Source organism: Arthrobacter sp. P1_A5, assembly GCF_056406825.1.
Window position 1 is genome coordinate 15,522 of sequence record NZ_JBFTZL010000042.1, and the last position, 17,189, is coordinate 32,710.

At 66.4% G+C, this 17,189-nt stretch carries 16 protein-coding genes; 5 read left to right on the forward strand and 11 right to left on the reverse strand.

What is annotated here, in order from left to right:
- Window position 1: 1 nt before the first annotated feature.
- The 9 genes from AC1D1S_RS08780 to AC1D1S_RS08820 form a co-directional block, all read right to left on the reverse strand.
- A complete protein-coding gene (locus tag AC1D1S_RS08780; RefSeq protein ID WP_028277347.1) occupies window positions 2-1,318 on the reverse strand; it encodes an ABC transporter permease in 1,317 nt (438 codons plus the stop codon).
- A complete protein-coding gene (locus AC1D1S_RS08785; protein WP_476994246.1) occupies window positions 1,315-2,715 on the reverse strand; it encodes an ABC transporter permease in 1,401 nt (466 codons plus the stop codon). The genes AC1D1S_RS08780 and AC1D1S_RS08785 overlap by 4 nt, the downstream gene beginning before the upstream one ends.
- Window positions 2,708-4,399: an ABC transporter ATP-binding protein gene (locus tag AC1D1S_RS08790; protein WP_476994247.1), complete on the reverse strand. Its 1,692-nt coding sequence runs from the start codon at window positions 4,397-4,399 to the stop codon at window positions 2,708-2,710. The genes AC1D1S_RS08785 and AC1D1S_RS08790 overlap by 8 nt, the downstream gene beginning before the upstream one ends.
- A gap of 163 nt (window positions 4,400-4,562) precedes the next feature.
- The gene (locus AC1D1S_RS08795) at window positions 4,563-5,669 is read right to left on the reverse strand and encodes a BMP family lipoprotein (protein ID WP_439954117.1); all 1,107 of its coding nucleotides are present in this window, start codon (window positions 5,667-5,669) and stop codon (window positions 4,563-4,565) included.
- A 308-nt stretch (window positions 5,670-5,977) separates the two neighbouring features.
- Window positions 5,978-7,009, reverse strand: coding sequence for an NADP-dependent oxidoreductase (locus AC1D1S_RS08800; protein WP_476946368.1), 1,032 nt, complete (start codon window positions 7,007-7,009; stop codon window positions 5,978-5,980).
- Complete coding sequence (locus AC1D1S_RS08805) at window positions 7,006-7,437, reverse strand: organic hydroperoxide resistance protein (RefSeq protein ID WP_028277343.1); 432 nt, start codon at window positions 7,435-7,437, stop codon at window positions 7,006-7,008. The genes AC1D1S_RS08800 and AC1D1S_RS08805 overlap by 4 nt, the downstream gene beginning before the upstream one ends.
- 165 nt (window positions 7,438-7,602) lie before the next feature.
- On the reverse strand, window positions 7,603-8,067 hold the full coding sequence (locus AC1D1S_RS08810; protein ID WP_476994248.1) for a MarR family winged helix-turn-helix transcriptional regulator: 465 nt from the start codon (window positions 8,065-8,067) through the stop codon (window positions 7,603-7,605).
- Between the two features lie 167 nt (window positions 8,068-8,234).
- A complete protein-coding gene (locus AC1D1S_RS08815) occupies window positions 8,235-9,434 on the reverse strand; it encodes an amidohydrolase (RefSeq protein ID WP_223914196.1) in 1,200 nt (399 codons plus the stop codon).
- A 97-nt stretch (window positions 9,435-9,531) separates the two neighbouring features.
- Window positions 9,532-10,665, reverse strand: a complete 1,134-nt coding sequence (locus AC1D1S_RS08820) for a mannose-1-phosphate guanylyltransferase (protein WP_476994249.1) — start codon at window positions 10,663-10,665, stop codon at window positions 9,532-9,534.
- A gap of 267 nt (window positions 10,666-10,932) precedes the next feature.
- Here AC1D1S_RS08820 and sdhC point away from each other — a divergent pair, with 267 nt between their 5' ends.
- The 5 genes from sdhC (at window position 10,933) to AC1D1S_RS08845 (ending at window position 15,501) form a co-directional block, all read left to right on the forward strand.
- Window positions 10,933-11,313 carry a succinate dehydrogenase, cytochrome b556 subunit gene (gene sdhC, locus AC1D1S_RS08825; RefSeq protein ID WP_079553238.1) on the forward strand — a complete coding sequence of 127 codons (381 nt, stop codon included), beginning with the start codon at window positions 10,933-10,935 and terminating at the stop codon, window positions 11,311-11,313.
- Between the two features lie 3 nt (window positions 11,314-11,316).
- Window positions 11,317-11,826: a succinate dehydrogenase hydrophobic membrane anchor subunit gene (locus AC1D1S_RS08830; protein WP_476946370.1), complete on the forward strand. Its 510-nt coding sequence runs from the start codon at window positions 11,317-11,319 to the stop codon at window positions 11,824-11,826.
- A gap of 192 nt (window positions 11,827-12,018) precedes the next feature.
- A complete protein-coding gene (gene sdhA, locus AC1D1S_RS08835) occupies window positions 12,019-13,818 on the forward strand; it encodes a succinate dehydrogenase flavoprotein subunit (protein WP_028277340.1) in 1,800 nt (599 codons plus the stop codon).
- 1 nt (window position 13,819) lies between these two features.
- On the forward strand, window positions 13,820-14,602 hold the full coding sequence (locus AC1D1S_RS08840; RefSeq protein WP_026537821.1) for a succinate dehydrogenase iron-sulfur subunit: 783 nt from the start codon (window positions 13,820-13,822) through the stop codon (window positions 14,600-14,602).
- Between the two features lie 134 nt (window positions 14,603-14,736).
- Entirely contained in the window at window positions 14,737-15,501 is a 765-nt protein-coding gene (locus AC1D1S_RS08845) for an alpha/beta hydrolase family protein (RefSeq protein WP_243180106.1), read from the forward strand.
- On the opposite strand, the gene AC1D1S_RS08850 is transcribed toward AC1D1S_RS08845, so the two are convergent.
- The gene (locus AC1D1S_RS08850) at window positions 15,464-16,630 is read right to left on the reverse strand and encodes a YihY/virulence factor BrkB family protein (RefSeq protein WP_476994250.1); all 1,167 of its coding nucleotides are present in this window, start codon (window positions 16,628-16,630) and stop codon (window positions 15,464-15,466) included. The two genes, AC1D1S_RS08845 and AC1D1S_RS08850, sit on opposite strands and share 38 nt — an antisense overlap.
- Window positions 16,575-17,186 carry a 2'-5' RNA ligase family protein gene (locus AC1D1S_RS08855; RefSeq protein ID WP_476994251.1) on the reverse strand — a complete coding sequence of 204 codons (612 nt, stop codon included), beginning with the start codon at window positions 17,184-17,186 and terminating at the stop codon, window positions 16,575-16,577. Before AC1D1S_RS08855 ends, AC1D1S_RS08850 begins: the two co-directional genes overlap by 56 nt.
- Window positions 17,187-17,189: the final 3 nt, after the last annotated feature.

Below are 17,189 nucleotides of genomic sequence, written 5' to 3' on the forward strand. Positions count from 1 at the left end.
CTCAGCCCTTGATGTACGGTATGCCGTCAGCGGCCGGCGGCCGGGAGCGGCCGACGAGCCCGGCCACGGCAAACACGGTCACCACGTACGGCAGCATGGCCATGAACTGGCTCGGCACCGGGGTGCCGATGATCGTCACGATGCTCTGCAGGTTGTCGGCGAAGCCGAACAGCAGCGCCGCGAAGAACGCCCCGATCGGGTTCCAGCGGCCCAGGATCATGGCGGCGAGGGCAATGAAGCCGCGGCCGCCGGAGATTTCCTTGGTGAAGCTGTCGATCGCCACGAGGGTGAAGAACGATCCGCCGATCCCGGCGACGGCGCCGCCAAGAGTGACGTTCCAGAAGCGGGTCGCGTTGACCTTGATGCCCAGGGTGTCGGCCGCCTGCGGGTGCTCGCCCACGGCACGGACGCGCAGGCCCCACTTCGTCTTGAACAGTGCGACCCAGATCACGATGACTGCCACGTACATCAGGTAGCCCACCACGGACTGTTTGAAGAGGATGGGCCCGATCACGGGGATGCTGGACAGGACCGGGATATCAATGATGGGCAGCTCGGCGGGCGAGTTGTATTTCTCGGGGTCCGACTGCATCACCGTGGTGAACAGGAAGCCGGTGAGCCCGGAGACCAGGACGTTGAGCACGACGCCGACGATGATCTGGTTGACCACGTACTTGATGCTGAACACTGCCAGCACCACCGACACAAGGGCGCCCGCCACGGCCGCCGCAAGCAGGCCCAGGTAGGGGTTGTGCGTCAGGCTGGCGACGAGCGCGGCCGTGAAGGCACCACCCAGGAGCTGGCCTTCGATGGCGATGTTAACGACGCCGGCGCGTTCGCACAGCACACCTGAGAGGGAGCCGAAGACGATCGGCACGGCGAGGGTCACGGATCCGGCGATGAGGCCTGCCAGCGAAATACTGGGGGTCCGGGCGCCGCCCACCACCCAGATCAGGAAGGCGACCACGAAAACGACGGTGAACACGGCCGGCACCCAGCGCGGGGGCCGCCGGTTCGCTCTCGCCTTCAGGACCAGGGCGTAGCCCGCGAGGACCAGCAGGATCAGGGAGAGCACCATGCCGGACAGGAACGCGGGTACTTCGATCGCCGGGAGCTGGAAGAAGTCTCCGCTGGATGAAACCCCGAACTTGGCGTTCGCCTGCGGGCCCAGCAGTCCGAAGAAGATGAAGGCGATGGTGGCCAGAACCGCAAGCGTGACCGGCAACTTCCAAGTCACKGGCTTGGCGGACACCGTCGGCCTGTGGTTCTTCTCCGGCTGTGGTTTTCCTTCAACGGGCGAGGTTGCTGTTGTGCTCATGCGGCACCTCCGGTGGTTGCGGCCTGCTTGGTTTTGCCGGCGGTCGCGGCCTTCTTCTTGCGCGGGTTGAGTCCGAAGATCGCCCGGACCAGCGGCGGCGCCGCGATGAACAGCACGATGAGCGACTGGACCACGAGCACGATGTCGATCGGAGTTCCGGTCTGGATCTGCATCTGGACGGCGCCTGCGCGGAAGGCCCCGAACAGCAGGCCGGCGGCGAAGGTGCCCCATGGCGAGGACCGTCCCAGCAGCGCGACCGTGATGGCGTCAAAGCCGTAGGTTGCCGCGACACCGTCGGTCAGGACCTTTTCGGTGCCCGCCACCTGTGCCACGCCGGCCAGGCCGGCCAGGCCACCGGCAATGGTCATCACCAGGATGGTGGCCCGGGAGACGTTGATGCCGGCGGTCAGGGCTGCCTTGGGGTTGGCCCCGACGGCACGGAATTCGAAACCGAGCGTGGAGCGGTTCAGCAGCCACGAAACAAACACGGTGGCCGCGATGGCCAGCAGGAATCCCAGGTGCAGCCGGTACTGGCTGCCGAAGATCAGCGGGTACGCGGCGCTGGGGTCCACGATGGGCGATATCGGTGTGTCCGCCCCCGGACGCTGGAACAAGTCCGTGTCGAGCAGGTAGCGCAGGAAATAGAGTGCGATGTAGTTGAACATGATGGTCACGATGACCTCGTGGGCGCCGGTCCGGGCTTTGAGCACGCCGACGATGCCGCCCCAGACGGCGCCGCCGATGACGCCGGCCACCAGGACCAGCAGCAGGTGTATCCCCAGCGGCAGGTGCAGCGCGAAGCCGACCCACGAGGCGAGGATGCCGGCCATGATGATCTGGCCCTGCGCACCGATGTTGAACAGGCCCGCGCGGAAGGCCAGGGCGACGCCGAGGCCGGCGGTGATCAGCGGGGTGGCGATGGTCAGCGTCTCCATGAGGGGGGCGAACTGTCCGGCCACGCCGTTCCCGCGGGGGTTGAAGACCGCGCCCTGGAAGARGGCGACGTAGGAATCGGTGGCGGCGGACCAGACGGCGAGGAGGAAGTCACTGGGCCGGGCAAAGAGATAGCCCGCCGTGGTGCCGACAACCTTGTCCGTCATGGCGATGAGCAGACCGCCCAGGATCAGCGCGAGCAGCACCGCCAGGATGGTCACGATGCCGTTGCCGGTGAAGATCTTGCGCAGCAGCGACTCCTCTTCCGGGGCACCCGGAAGAGCTCCGCTCTGGGTCGAGACCGGAACGGCCGATGGCTGGTGGGCGCCTCCCGCGGTGTCCAGCGAGGTGACGAAGTCTGCATCGTCCTCGAGCGGTTCAGGCTCCACGTCGGTGGCCTGCGATGCCGGAAGTTGGTCCGGGTCCGGTGCGGCCGCGGACCGCGGCTCGGTGTTCTCACTCATGGGGGTCTCCTACGGCGCCGGAGCCGGGCTCCTGCACGGACGGGGCGGCGGGGGCCGGGTTCATGGCCGGCTTCGTTGCGGGGTTTTCGGCCGGGGTGCCGGCGGGGTTTTCTGCTGCGTTCGCGGCCGGGTTTTCAGAAAGGGATCGGGCCGAGTGCCTGCCTGCGGCGTCGGCCTGGGCCTCGTCCGGGGAAACGCCGGCCATCATCAGGCCCAGGACGTCACGCCCGGTGCCGGCCGGGACGATCCCGACCAGCCGGCCCTTGTACAGCACGGCGATCCGGTCGGCGAGTTCAATCACCTCGTCCAGTTCGGTGGAGACGATCATGACGGGCGTGCCGTGGTCCCGCTCCGCGACGATCCGCTTGTGCAGGAACTCGATGGAGCCCACGTCCACGCCGCGGGTGGGCTGGGAGGCGATGAAGAGCCGCAGCGGCCGGGAGAGCTCCCGGGCCATGACGACCTTCTGCTGGTTGCCGCCGGACAGGGTGCCGGCTGCCAGTGAGCCGGACGGGGTGCGGACGTCGAATTCCGCGATCCGGGTCTTGGCGTTCTCCAGGACCTTGGCCGGGCTCATGCTGATGCCCTTGGCGAACGGCGCCTGGTCGTAGCGGTCCAGGATCAGGTTCTCGGCGATGGAGAACGTGCCGATCAGCCCGTCGAGGGACCGGTCTTCCGGCACGAATCCGACGCCGGCGTTGAGGACCTCCTTGACGCTKCGGCCCACGAGTTCTTCGCCGTCGAGGGTGATCGAGCCGTGGACCCGCTCGTGCAGGCCCAAAATGGCTTCGGTCAGTTCCGTCTGGCCGTTGCCCTGGACGCCGGCGACGGCGAGGATCTCGCCGCGGGCGATTCCGAAGCTGATCCCGTCCACCACGTGCTGGCCGTTGGGGGCGATGACGGTGAGGTTCTTGACCTCGAAGGTGGTCTCCTGCGGATTCGCGGGAGCCTTGTCCAAGGTCAGGCTCACGGCCCGGCCCACCATCATGGAGGCCAGCTCGGTGGTCGAGGCGCCGGGATCGGCCGAGCCCACAACCTTGCCGCGCCGGATGACGGTGATGGTGTCCGAAACGGCCTTCACCTCACGCAGCTTGTGGGAAATGAAGACGATCGAGGTGCCGTGGCTCTTGAGCTGGCGCATGATGTCCAGCAGTTCATCGGTGTCCTGCGGGGTCAGCACGGCCGTGGGCTCATCGAGGATGAGCACCTTGGCGTCGCGGACCAGTGCCTTGATGATCTCCACGCGCTGCTGCACGCCCACGGGGAGGTCTTCGATCAGCGCGTCGGGGTCGACGTCGAAACCGTACCGGTCGGAGATCTCCCGGATTTTCCGGCGGGTGTCATCCAGGTCCAGGAATCCGCCGGTCTTGGTGGTCTCCGCTCCCAGGGCAACGTTCTCCGCGACGGTGAAGACGGGGACCAGCATGAAGTGCTGGTGCACCATGCCGATGCCGGCCGCCATGGCGTCGCCGGGACCGCGGAACGTGACCGGTTTGTCGTCGATGAGGATTTCGCCCTCTGTGGGCTCGTACAGTCCGTAGAGGACGTTCATCAGCGTGGACTTGCCCGCGCCGTTCTCACCGAGCAGACAGTGGATCTGCCCGGGTTCAACAACCACATCGATGTGATCGTTTGCTACCAGGGAGCCGAAGCGTTTGGTAATGCCCTTGAGTTCAAGTTTCAAAACTCTGACCAATCTCGAGGTGTCCGGAAGGCTTGGTCCGGACGCGTAGGGGCGCTGCAGCACCAGCTTAGTGCCTGSGATCTGAGGCACTAAGGGCCGCAACRMAAAGCGCCACAGCCCGTGCGGTGGTGACCGGACGGGCCGTGGCGCTTAGCGGAGGAAGTTAGGCTTTCGGGCTTGCTGCGGATTCAACCTTCAGCTTGCCGTCGGCGATGTCCTTCTTGATCTGGTCCAGCTCGGACTTCAGTTCGGCCGGAACCTGGGAATCCATGTCGTGGAACGGGGCAAGCTGAACGCCGTCGTTCGCGAGCGTGCCGACGTACGGCTTGTTGGTGAACTGGCCGTCCTTGTCCTGCTTGACGACCGCCTCGACGGCCTGGCCCATCTGCTTCATGACGGAGGAGAGCATGATGTCCTTGTAGTCCGGTGCCGTGAGGAAGCCGTCGGAGTCAACCCAGATGAGCTTGACGTCCTTGCCGGCTGCCTTGGCTTCCTGCAGGGCCGCGCCCGCACCCTTGCCGACCGGACCGGCGACGGGCATGACGATGTCGGCGCCCTGGTCCAGGAAGTTCTGGGTGAACTGCTTGCCCTTGTCCTGCTTTTCGAAGTCGCCGGTGAAGGAGCCGTCCTGCTTGGCCTTGTCCCAGCCGAGAAGCTTGACGTCCTTGCCCTTCTTCTCGTTGTAGTACTTCACGCCGTCGGCAAAACCGTCCATGAAGATGGTGACCGTGGGGATCTTGATGCCGCCGAACGTGGCGACCGTCCCGGTCTTGGTGGTGCCGGCTGCGAGGTAGCCGGCCAGGAATGCTGCCTGGGCGGTGTCGTAGATGATCGGCTTGACGTTGGCGACCGGGGTGTCGTAGCCGAAGTCGATGATGGCGAAGTGCTTGTCCGGGTTCGCGGTGGCCTGGGACTTGGTGGCGTCGCCGAGCAGGAAGCCGACCGTGATGGTCAGGTTGCAGCCGGCGGAGACCATGGCGCGCAGGTTGGGCTCGAAGTCGTTGTTGGTCTTGGACTCGGCCTGGTTCATCTTAAGGCCCAGCTCCGACGTGACCTTCTTCAAGCCCTCGTAGGAAGACTGGTTGAACGACTGGTCATCGAACCCGCCCGAGTCGGACACGATGCAGCCCTGGTAGTTGCTGGCGGTGTTGGTGGCGGTGCTGGCCTCCGGGGCAGCTCCGCAGCCGGTCAGCAGGAGTGCAGCCGCGCCCGCGGTGGCGACGCCGGCCATTGATCCGCGCTTAAAGGTGGCACGCAGAGAGTTCTTCAATTTTCCTCCAGGAAGAAAGAGTAGGCGCTACGACGGAAGTTCAATGAGTGTCTGTCTGCGGTGTTCCGCTGATCTCTGTTGTCACTGATGGATTTCGCAGCACTGCGCCGAGGCGCACTGATGCAAGCTACTGTAGTGGCCTGCGCCACGTCCCGATAACACACGTCCCGGCGAATGCCCAGATTGTTGAGAACTTGTTACCTAGAGGTAGCCGGTGCCCGCCGCGACCACATAAGCTCCGGCGCCGGTCCCCGCAGGAACCGGCGCCGGAGCCGTATGTGGCGGCACGGCGATTGCCGGGTGTCAGGCTACAGCCGCACGAGCATCTTGCCGGTGTTGGCGCCGTCGAGCAGGTCCATGAAGGCCTGCGGGGCATTCTCCAGCCCGTCCACCACCGTCTCGTCGTAGCGGACCGTTCCGTCGGCCAGCCAGCCGGACATGGTCTCGACGAACTCGGCCATGTGCTGCCAGTAGCCGCCCACCAGGAAGCCCTTGAGCGTCAGCTGCTTGCCGATCGCCAGCATGAGGTTCCGCGGCGCCGGCGTGGGCTCGGTCGCGTTGTACTGGGCGATGGCCCCGCACATGGCCACCCGGCCACCGACCGTGAGGGCGGACAGCGCGGCTTCGAGGTGCTCGCCGCCGACGTTGTCGAAGTAGACGTCGATCCCGCGCTCACCCGCGGCCGCGGCRAGCTGTTCCGCCACGGGGCCGTCGTGGTAGTTGAACGCGGCGTCGAAGCCGAGTTCGAGCAGGCGTGCCACCTTTTCCGGCGAGCCGGCGCTGCCGATCACCCTGGACGCGCCCATGGCCTTCGCGATCTGCCCGACAAGCGAGCCGACCGCGCCGGCGGCGCCCGAGACGAACACGGCGTCGCCGGGCTTGAATTCCGCGACCTTCAGCAGTCCCGCGTAGGCGGTCAGCCCGGTCATGCCGAGGGCGCCGAGGAATGCTGACGCGGGGGCAAGATCGGTGCGCGCCACCGTGGTGGCCGCTGCATCGACGACGGCGTATTCGCGCCAGCCGAGGCCGTGCACCACCGTGTCGCCCACAGCGCGCGCTTCGGCCCGGGACGCGATGACTTCGCCGACGGCGCCGCCGTCGAGGGCGCTATCCAGCGCAAACGGCGCGGAGTAGGACTTGACGTCGTTCATGCGTCCGCGCATGTACGGGTCCACCGAGATGAACAGGTTGCGGACCAGGACCTGGCCGTCCTGCAGTTCTGGCAGCGCCGACTCGGCGAGGCGGAAGTTCGCCGGGACGGGGCGGCCGTGGGGGCGGGACGCCAGCTGGATCTCGCGGGTGGTGGCGGGAAGGGTGAGAGTTTCGGTGTTGTTGCTCATGCGGCTACCTCCAGGATGGTGATGTCGACAGTGATGTTGCCGCGGGTGGCGTTGGAGTACGGGCAGATCTGGTGGGCCTTGGCCACGAGGGCCTCGGCCGTGTCCCGGTCCACGGCGGGCAGGGCGATCTCAAGTTCGGCGGCCAGACCGTAGCCGGCACCGTCTTCGAGGGCGCCGAAGTGGATTTTGGCGGCGACGGCGGAGTCCGTCAGGTCGGCGCGTTCCTTGCGTCCCACAAGGCGCAGGGCGGAGTGGAAGCATGCGGCGTAGCCGGCGGCAAAGAGCTGTTCGGGGTTGGTGCCCGCGCCGTCACCGCCGAGTTCGACCGGGCTGGCAAGGGTGACGCTCAGCTTGCCGTCCTTGCTGATGGCGGTGCCGTCGCGGCCTTCGCCGGAGGCCAGGGCCTCTGCTGTGTAAAGGGTCTTCATGGGGTTTCCGTTCTGTCGGAGGGAAGAAGGGGTTCAGTGGGAACTCGCCGGAAGCCTGCGGAGTCGCCGTAAATTTCCGGCGAGTTGGCACGCCTCCCGCGGTTTCGACGTCGGCCGTGTGGGCCTGGGAAGGGTGGTGGAGGGGGAAGGGCTTAAGGGAAGGGCTTAGTGGGAGGCGTGGAGCGCGTTCGTCAGCCGGCCCAGGGTGTCGCGGAGCTGGTCCAGTTCCGCGGCGGTGAGCCCGGCGGCGTCTGCCAGTCGCTGCGGGATACTGCTGGCCTTGGCGCTCAGGGCGGCGCCGGCGTCGGTCAGGAAGATCTCCACGCGGCGCTCGTCCTCGGCGGAGCGGCGGCGCTGGACGAGGCCGAGCGCTTCGAGCCGCTTGAGCAGCGGCGAGAGCGTGCCGGAGTCCAGGCCCAGCTCCTCCCCCAGTTCACGCACGCTGCGCGGCGCCGCTTCCCAGAGCACCAGCATGGCGAGGTACTGCGGGTAGGTCAGGCCGAGCTCCTCGAGCATGGGCCGGTAGGCGGCCGTGGCGGCACGTGAGGCAGAGTACATCGCAAAGCACACCTGCCGGTTCAGGCGGAGCGCTTCCGGGCCGCCAGTGCGGGCCTCTTCTGACGTGGTCATGCCTCCACCATACTGCACAATCCAGTTGCGTGCAATTCAGTTGTACACTCGGCCCGCACCCGCCGGCGTGTCCCGGCGTCGTGCCGGCACAGGTGGGGAAACTCCGCGCGGCGGTCCTGGCCGGGTGTAGCGGGGCAGGCCCGGCGTAGGGGCCCGGGCGGAACGGCTTACAGGTCGCGGATGGTGCGCAGGGCCGCCGCCGTGAGCACCTGGATGCCCAGGCCCAGCGCCCGCTCATCGACGATGTAGTCACCGCGGTGGAGGTCATACTCTTCCCCGCCGGGCGTCTTCGTGCCGAGGCGCATCATGGCGCCGGGGGTGTCGGCCAGGAACCAGGCGAAGTCTTCCCCGCCCATGGACTGCGGGGTCAGGACCACGGCGCCCTCGCCGATTTCGGCGCGGGCCGCGGCCTCGATCAGCGCGGTCTCGTGCTCGGAGTTGACCACCGGCGGCACGCCGCGGGTGTGTTCCAGGTGGACATCGACGCCGTACGGCTCGGCGACCTGCCGGATGATGTCGTCGAGCAGCTCGCCGGCGTCGTGCCAGGCGTCACGGTCCAGGCAGCGCATGGTGCCGGCCATGTAGCCGCTGCCCGGGATGGCGTTCGGGGCCGAGCCCGCGGAGATCTGCCCCCAGACCACGGACACGCCGCTGCGGACATCGACGCGGCGCGAGAGCACTGCGGGAACGTTGACCGCGATCTGCGCCAGGGCGAAGACCAGCTCCTCGGTCAGGTGCGGGCGCGAGGTGTGGCCGCCGCGGCCGGAAAGTTCAATCTTGATGGTGTCCGAGGCGGAGGTGATCGCCCCGATCCGGGTGCCGATCTTGCCGATCTCGATCCGGGGGTCGCAGTGCAGCGCCAGGATGCGCGGCACGCCTTCCAGGACGCCCTGTTCGATGCACGAGGTGGCGCCGCCGGGCATGGTCTCCTCGGCCGGCTGGAAGATGATCCGGACGGTCCCGCGCAGAGGGGAGGCCTCGTGCATGCGCTGCAGGACCAGCGCGATCCCGAGCATGGTGGCAGTGTGGACGTCGTGGCCGCAGGCATGGGTCACGCCGTGGTTCTTCGAGGCGAACTCAAGGCCCGTTTCCTCGATGATGGGCAGGGCGTCGATATCCCCGCGCAGTGCGGTGGCGATGGGACCCTGTCCGACGTCGACCGTCAGGCCTGTGCCCTCGAGGCGGCGCGGCTTGAGCCCGGCTTCCTCGAGCCGTTTCGCCAGCTTGTCGGTGGTGCGGAACTCCTTGAACGAAAGTTCCGGATGCGCATGGAGGTCGCGGCGGAAAGCGATCAACTCCGGCAGGAGGGGCTCCAGCCACGGCCCCACGAGAGTCGTGGGCTCAGCTTCAGTCGAATAGTTGCGCACGGAATAACTCTATCGAGCGGCCAAAGAATAGCGGCATCGGGTACGGCGCGTTACGGATTGCTGAACATTGCACAGGCCGTGATCCGCTCTCCTCCGGCTACAGGACGTCGGTGTCGCCCTTGGCCTTGATGGCATCCACGGCCTGCTTGACCCGCTGCGAGTGTTCCTTGGTGGTGACCAGCAGGGCGTCCGGGGTGTCAACGATCACGACGTCCTTGATGCCGATCAGGGCGATCACCCGCTTGGTATCGGAGACCACCACGCCACTCGCGTTCTCGGTGAAGACGCGTGCGCCCTCGCCCAGGACCGTGACCTCGTCGACTTCCTTGGCGCTGTTGAGCCGGCCCACGGAGGCGAAGTCCCCGACGTCGTCCCAGAGGAACGTTCCGGGCACCACGGCGACGTCGCCGGCGGCGGCGGCGGGCTCGGCGACGGCGTAGTCAATAGCGATCTTGGGCAGCGTGGGCCACACCCGGGCCGTGACAGCGTCGCGCTCCGGAGTGTCCCAGGCCTTGGCGATCTCCTGGAGGYCGGCGAAGAGCTCGGGCTGGTTGGCTTCGAGGTGCTTAAGCATCAGCGAGACCGGGGCCACGAACATGCCCGCGTTCCAGACATATTCGCCGCTGTCGACGTACTCCTGGGCCACTTCCTCGCTGGGCTTCTCCACGAACTCCACCACGGACTGCGCACTGGGCGCGTCCGGGATGTGGAGGTTCGCGCCGGAACGGATGTAGCCGAATCCGGTGGAGGGATGGGTCGGCTTGATGCCGATGGTGACGATCTTCCCCGCGGCCGCGGTGTAGACGGCTTCACGGACGGCGTCCTGGAAGAGGTCGTCCGGGCTGATGACCTGGTCCGCGGCAAACGAGCCCATGATGATGTCCGGGTCCCGCTCGTGGAGGATGGCCGCCGCGAGTCCGATCGCAGCACCGGAGTCTTTGGGCTCGCTCTCCAGGACGAGGTCGGCTTCCAGGACCTCAGGCAGCTGGCGGCAGACGGCTGCCCTGTGGGCGGAGCCGGTCACCACCAGCACGTGCTTGCCGGCGACGGGCTGGAGGCGGTCATAGGTCGCGCGCAGCAGAGTACTGCCCGAACCGGTGAGGTCGTGAAGGAATTTCGGGGCTGCTGCCCGTGACAGGGGCCAGAGGCGGGTCCCCACTCCGCCCGCCGGAATGACCGCAATAAAACGGTCCAGCGGTGAATCCTGGCTTGTCACTTTGTCTGTAGTCATCACGGCTACTTTAGCCGACGGCGGCCAATTCGGTCCGAATTGAGCCGGGATCCGGCCCTACCGGCGCCTGCGACCACAGCCAAATGTGGCGTTCGTCTCAAAACAAACGCAAAACCGCGCCGGGGCCGGTCAACAAGGAGTTCCCAAATTGAATAAGCTGTTAGCGAAGCCTAGATTTAGGCTTGAGCTTACGAGTGCTCTCGCAGCAGGCGTTCCCCCCGCGTGGATCCCATGCCAGCGCCGCTGTGTTGCAGGGAGGTTTATTCAGTGCCGACAAAACCAGCTGGCACCTTGTACCGCGGCCGTGAAGGCATGTGGTCCTGGGTTGGACACCGCATTACCGGTGTAGTGATTTTCTTCTTCTTGTTGGTCCACGTGCTGGACACCTCATTGGTGCGTGTGTCCCCCGAGGCCTACACCGCAGTGATTGGTGCCTACAAGAACCCCCTCATGGCCCTGGGTGAAACGGGCCTTGTCGCGGCGATCGTGTTCCACGCCTTCAACGGCCTGCGGATCATCGCCGTCGACTTCTGGAAGAAGGGTGCCAAGTACCAGCGTCAGATGCTCTGGACGGTCCTGGGCCTCTGGGTCGTCGTCATGGTCGGCTTCTCCATCCGCCACCTGTCCCTCGCCCTTGGAGGTCACTAAGCCATGACTGCAACCATTCAAAGCCCACGTAGTGGAAAACCCAGTAGTGGAAAACCCAGTAGTGGAAAACCAAGTAGTGGAAAGATCCAGCCAAAGTACCGCCGCACTGGCGGTTCCAAGGGCAACTTCGAGATGCTCGCCTGGCTCTTCATGCGCCTCTCCGGCGTCGTGCTGGTGGTGCTGATCTTCGGCCACCTGACCGTGAACCTGCTGGTCGGCGAGGGCATCCACGCGATCGACTTCGGCTTTGTGGCCGGCAAGTGGGCCGACCCGTTCTGGCAGTTCTGGGACCTGGCCATGCTGTGGCTCGCCATGCTGCACGGCACCAACGGCGTCCGCACGATCATCAATGACTACGCCGAGAAGGACGCAACGCGCCTTTGGCTGAAGATTGTGCTCTACGCGGCCACCACGGTCATCATCATCCTGGGCACCCTGGTCATCTTCACGTTCAATCCGTGCCCCGTGGCCAACGGCGTCCAGCTTCCCGGCGGTTTCTGCCCCGCGCCTTAGCGGCGCAGCCGTAATGGTTCAGCCGTAGCGGCGGAACCGYCGCGGACAGGAGCCCGTACGGGCAGGAATCCGCGGTCCGTCACGGCAACTGATCTTGCCTGCCGAGCGCAGGCGCAGATTGCACGAGACTTCACCGGGCAGGCGCGGCCTGCCGGTGGTTTATAGCGAATTTTGAGAGAAAGAGCGTCTGGTATGCAGGTCCATAAGTACGACGTCGTGATCGTCGGTGCCGGTGGCGCCGGGATGCGCGCGGCGATCGAATCAGGTCAGCGCGCCCGAACAGCAGTACTGACCAAGCTCTACCCCACGCGGTCCCACACCGGCGCGGCGCAGGGCGGCATGTGTGCAGCCCTGGCCAACGTCGAGGAAGACAACTGGGAGTGGCACACCTTCGACACCATCAAGGGCGGCGACTACCTGGTTGACCAGGACGCCGCCGAGGTCATGGCGAAGGAAGCGATCGACGCCGTCCTGGACCTGGAAAAGATGGGCCTGCCGTTCAACCGCACGCCCGAGGGCCGCATTGACCAGCGCCGCTTCGGTGGCCACACCCGCGACCATGGCAAGGCACCGGTCCGCCGCGCCTGCTACGCCGCCGACCGCACCGGCCACATGATCCTGCAGACCCTGTACCAGAACTGCGTCAAGCACAACGTCGAGTTCTACAACGAGTACTACGTCCTGGACCTGCTGACCGTCGAAGAGGACGCTGTCCGCGAGGACGGCACGCCGTACAAGCAGAAGCGCGTCGCCGGCGTCGTGTCCTACGACCTCGCCTCCGGCGAGCTGCACGTCTTCCAGGCCAAGTCCGTGGTGTTCGCCTCCGGCGGCGCCGGCAAGGTCTTCAAGACCACCTCCAACGCCCACACCCTGACCGGTGACGGCATGGGCATCGCGTTCCGCCGGGGCATCCCCCTGGAGGACATGGAATTCTTCCAGTTCCACCCGACCGGCCTGGCCGGCCTGGGCATCCTGCTCTCCGAGGCCGCCCGCGGCGAAGGCGCGATCCTGCGCAACTCCGAGGGTGAACGCTTCATGGAGCGCTACGCGCCCACCATCAAGGACCTCGCCCCGCGCGACATCGTGGCCCGCTCCATGGCCAACGAAGTCCGTGAGGGACGCGGCTGCGGCCCGAACAAGGACTACGTCCTCCTGGACCTGACGCACCTTGAGCCTGCGCACATCGATGCCAAGCTGCCGGACATCACCGAGTTCGCCCGCACCTACCTGGGTGTGGAGCCGTACACGGAGCCGGTTCCGGTGTTCCCGACGGCGCACTACGCCATGGGCGGCATCCCCACGAACATCAGCGCCGAGGTCCTCCAGGACAACGACACGGTGGTCCCGGGCCTCTACGCCGCCGGCGAGGTCGCCTGCGTCTCCGTCCACGGCTCCAACCGCCTGGGCACCAACTCGCTGCTGGACATCAACGTGTTCGGCAAGCGCGCCGGCATCGCCGCCGCCGAGTACGCCAAGACCGCCGACTTCGTGGAGCTCCCCGTTGACCCGGAGGCCTACACGCTGAACCTGCTGGACCACGTCCGCACCTCTGACGGCACCGAGAAGGTCGCTGCGATCCGCAAGGAACTGCAGGACACCATGGACGCCAACATGCAGGTGTTCCGCACCGCCGACACGCTGAACCAGGTCCTGAAGGACATTGCTTCCTTCGAGGAGCGGTATCAGCGCATCAGCGTCCAGGACAAGGGCAAGCGCTTCAACCTGGACCTGCTCGAGGCCGTGGAGCTGGGCTTCCTGCTCGAGCTCGCCAAGGTCATGACCGTGGCGGCCCTGCACCGCGAGGAATCCCGCGGCGGCCACTTCCGCGAGGACTTCCCCGAGCGCGACGACGAAAAATTCATGAAGCACTCCATGGCGTATAAGGATGACCACGCCCCGGCGGACGGTTCCGCCGAGTCGATTGCCGGCATCCGGCTTGCCACCAAACCGGTGGTCTTTACGCGCTACGAGCCGATGGTGAGGAAGTACTAAGATGAGCGCTGAACTCGCTGAGCCAGCATCCAAGATCGAACTGCCCGCCGGCGTTGGCGGGGGCGGGGAAATCCCGTCCTTCGACGTCACCCTGCGCGTGCGCCGCTACAACCCCGAGGTCTCCGAGGACGCCACGTGGGATGACTTCAAGGTCACCATGTACGGCACCGACCGTGTCCTGGACGCCCTGCACAAGATCAAGTGGGAGATGGACGGCAGCGTCTCCTTCCGCCGTTCCTGCGCCCACGGCGTCTGCGGCTCCGATGCCATGCGCATCAACGGCCGCAACCGCCTCGCCTGCAAGACCCTGCTGAAGGACCTGGACACGTCCAAGCCCATCACGGTCGAGCCCATCAAGGGCCTGCCGGTGGAGAAGGACCTGATCGTGGACATGGAGCCGTTCTTCCAGTCCTTCCGCGAAGTCATGCCCTTCCTGATCAACCGTGGCCACGAGCCCACAAAGGAACGCCTGCAGTCCGCCGAGGACCGCGAACGGTTCGATGACACCACCAAGTGCATCCTGTGCGCCGCGTGCACCTCGTCCTGCCCGGTGTTCTGGACCGACGGGCAGTACTTCGGCCCGGCGGCGATCGTCAACGCGCACCGCTTCATTTTCGATTCCCGTGATGACGCCGGCGACATGCGCCTGGAGATCCTCAACGACAAGGAAGGCGTGTGGCGCTGCCGCACCACCTTCAACTGCACCGAAGCATGCCCCCGCGGCATCCAGGTCACGCAGGCAATCGCTGAGGTCAAGCAGGCCATCCTGTCCCGCAAGGTCTAAGGATCGGTTCCACCGGCCCGCATTAACGGCTTCACCTTCAGTAGTTACCGACGACGGCGCCTCTCACCTTCCGGGTGGGGGCGCCGCCGTCGTTTCGGCCCTCAATGATTCGCCCTCACACGAAAGGGGACACTTTGTCCCACTCAGAAAAAGTCTCGTTCCTGGGTTCCACCGGCGAGCGGCTCTCCGGCGTGCTGGATCTGCCGGAGGGCCCGGTCAAGGGCTGGGGTGTGTTCTCGCACGGCTTCACCCTGGGCAAGGACAGCCCCTCGGCGTCGCGGATGTGCAAGGCCCTGGCGGACAATGGCGTGGGCATGCTCCGGTTCGACAACGTGGGGCTCGGAGAGTCGGCGGGAATGTGGTCGGAGGGGTCCTTCAGCCACAAGGTGGCCGACACCGTCAAGGCCGCCGAATTCATGCGGGACTCAGACCGGCGGGTTTCCCTGCTGGTGGGCCATTCGTTTGGCGGCGCGGCCGTCCTGTCCGCCGCGCGGCAGATCCCGGAGCTGAGGGCCGTGGCCACCGTGGGTGCCCCCTTCTCCCCCAAGCACGTGGCGCACGTCTTTGACGCGGCCCTGGACCGCATCCTGAGCGAGGGAAGCGCCGAAGTGGACCTCGGCGGCAAGCGGGTGGAGATCCGCCGGCACTTCGTCGAGGATCTCGAGAAGGCGGACCTGACGGACTGCATCCGGCAGCTGCACAAGCCGCTCATGGTGCTGCACTCCCCCACCGACAATACGGTCGGGATCGAAAACGCCAGCACCATCTTCCAGACGGCACGCCACCCGCGCAGCTTCGTCTCGCTGGAGGGCAGCGACCACCTCCTGACCGGCAAAGGCCAGGCGGCCCGTGCGGCCAAGATTATTTCGGCGTGGGCCGACCAGTACCTCGACGCCTGAACGCGGCGGCCAGCGGCCTGCGGCGGGCCCGCTGCTCTACCGGGGTTTTACCCGGCTGGACGCGCCGGGCACCCCAGCCGGTGGTCGCGGCGGCGGGCCCGGCCTTGAGGTCCTCTTCCCGGATCGCCACCCACGCGGCGCAGATCACGTAGACCTGGCTGACCAGGTTGAACCAGATCAGCAGGCCGATGATGATGGCGAAGGGCGCCAGAATGGGGTTCTTGCCCGCGCTGGCCAGCAGCTGGGTGCTGAAGATCTGCAGGATGGTGGTGCCCACCGCGGCGAGAATGGTCCCTTCCAGCAGGGAGCGCCGGGCCGGCTTCAGCCCGGCGGCCACCCGGTACATGATCAGGGCGGTGCCCCAGCCGAGCAGCAGCGGGACGAGGATCGTGACGGAGGTCGTCAGCGGCCCGGCAATTATCGGCTCGAGGCCCAGCTGCCCGGTAACCCATCCGGCGGCCGTCCCGAAGATCAGCGAGGCCGCGGAGCTGACTACCAGGGCCAGCCCCATCAGCAGCAGCGTGCCGACGTCCTTGAGTATCTGCAGGATCGGATTCATCACCAAGGGGCCGAGTTGCATCATGCTCCGCATACCGTCGCGGATGCCGCTGATCCAGCCCAGGGACGTGAACACCGTCACCACGGCGGCGATCCCGGCGGCCCAACCCAGGCTGGTGGGGTTCAGCAGCGCATAGGGGTCAACCAGCCCCTCGCTGCCGTCGACCTGCAACAGGCCGGGCGCGGCGGCGGCCACACTCCTGATGACCTGGTCCAGCAGGGCCGGGTGGTCGCTGAGCACGAGGCCGGCCAAGGACAAGCCAGTGGCCAACAGGCCCGTGATGGAGAAAAACATCCGGAAGCCGATGCCGGCACTCAACAGCGGGCCACGCTGACGCAGGTAGTGCGAGTATGCGCGCAGGGGCAGCAGCATGTTCAGCCGGGCCAGGAGCCAGTTCATCATCGCGATCAGGGACGCGACTATGCCGCCGCCGGAGCGCCGGGCCCGGCCCCATTCGACCCTCTTGCGGATGACTTCCAGTTTCAGCCCGGCCAGATCGGTGGGGAGCGGCGGCTTATCGGGCGCCTGCGGTGCCGTCCGGGCCTCTGTCGTGGTCAGGTTTGGTCCCAAAATCAAGCTCTTCCCGTAGCTGCCAGATGCCGTTGTCATCGTGCTCGTAGAGTCCCATGCTAGCCACAGGAAACGTGGCCCTGTAATCCTTCAGGACCGTTTCGGCCTCGTCGAGGCTTTCCGGGGCGACATCGTGGGCTACGGTGACGTGCGGGTGGTAGCCGAACGGCAGTTCCCGCTCCAGCGGGCCGGACTGCAGCTGGCGGTGCAGGTTCACGCAGTCCCCGAAGCCGTCCTCTACGTTCAGGAAGACCACCGGGGACACCGGCCGGAAAGACCCGGTCCCTGCGATGGTCACAGTGAAGGGCTCCTGCCGCCGTGCCACGTCCCGGACATGGCGTTGGGTCGCGGCCCAGTCCTTCGTCATGGTGGTGGTGACCAGCGTGATGTGGGCCGGGACGACGGCGGCCATGGGATCCCCGAAGGATGCCCGCCAGCGCTGGAGCTCCTCAGCGATGTCCGCCGGGAACCTCAGGATCACACCGATGCTGATGCCTTCGCTGCGCTGTCCGTTCGACGTGGCGGCTTTCGCGGTGACTTTGYTGACGGAGGACATTGA

What these genes read in the sequence shown, in the direction of transcription:
- AC1D1S_RS08805 (WP_028277343.1), bottom strand. Translation starts at nt 7,437, where the DNA reads ATGAAGACCCTTTACACAGCAGAGGCCCTGGCCTCCGGCGAAGGCCGC.
- AC1D1S_RS08810 (WP_476994248.1), bottom strand. Translation starts at nt 8,067, where the DNA reads ATGACCACGTCAGAAGAGGCCCGCACTGGCGGCCCGGAAGCGCTCCGC.
- AC1D1S_RS08830 (WP_476946370.1), top strand. Translation starts at nt 11,317, where the DNA reads ATGACTGCAACCATTCAAAGCCCACGTAGTGGAAAACCCAGTAGTGGA.
- sdhA (WP_028277340.1), top strand. Translation starts at nt 12,019, where the DNA reads ATGCAGGTCCATAAGTACGACGTCGTGATCGTCGGTGCCGGTGGCGCC.
- AC1D1S_RS08840 (WP_026537821.1), top strand. Translation starts at nt 13,820, where the DNA reads ATGAGCGCTGAACTCGCTGAGCCAGCATCCAAGATCGAACTGCCCGCC.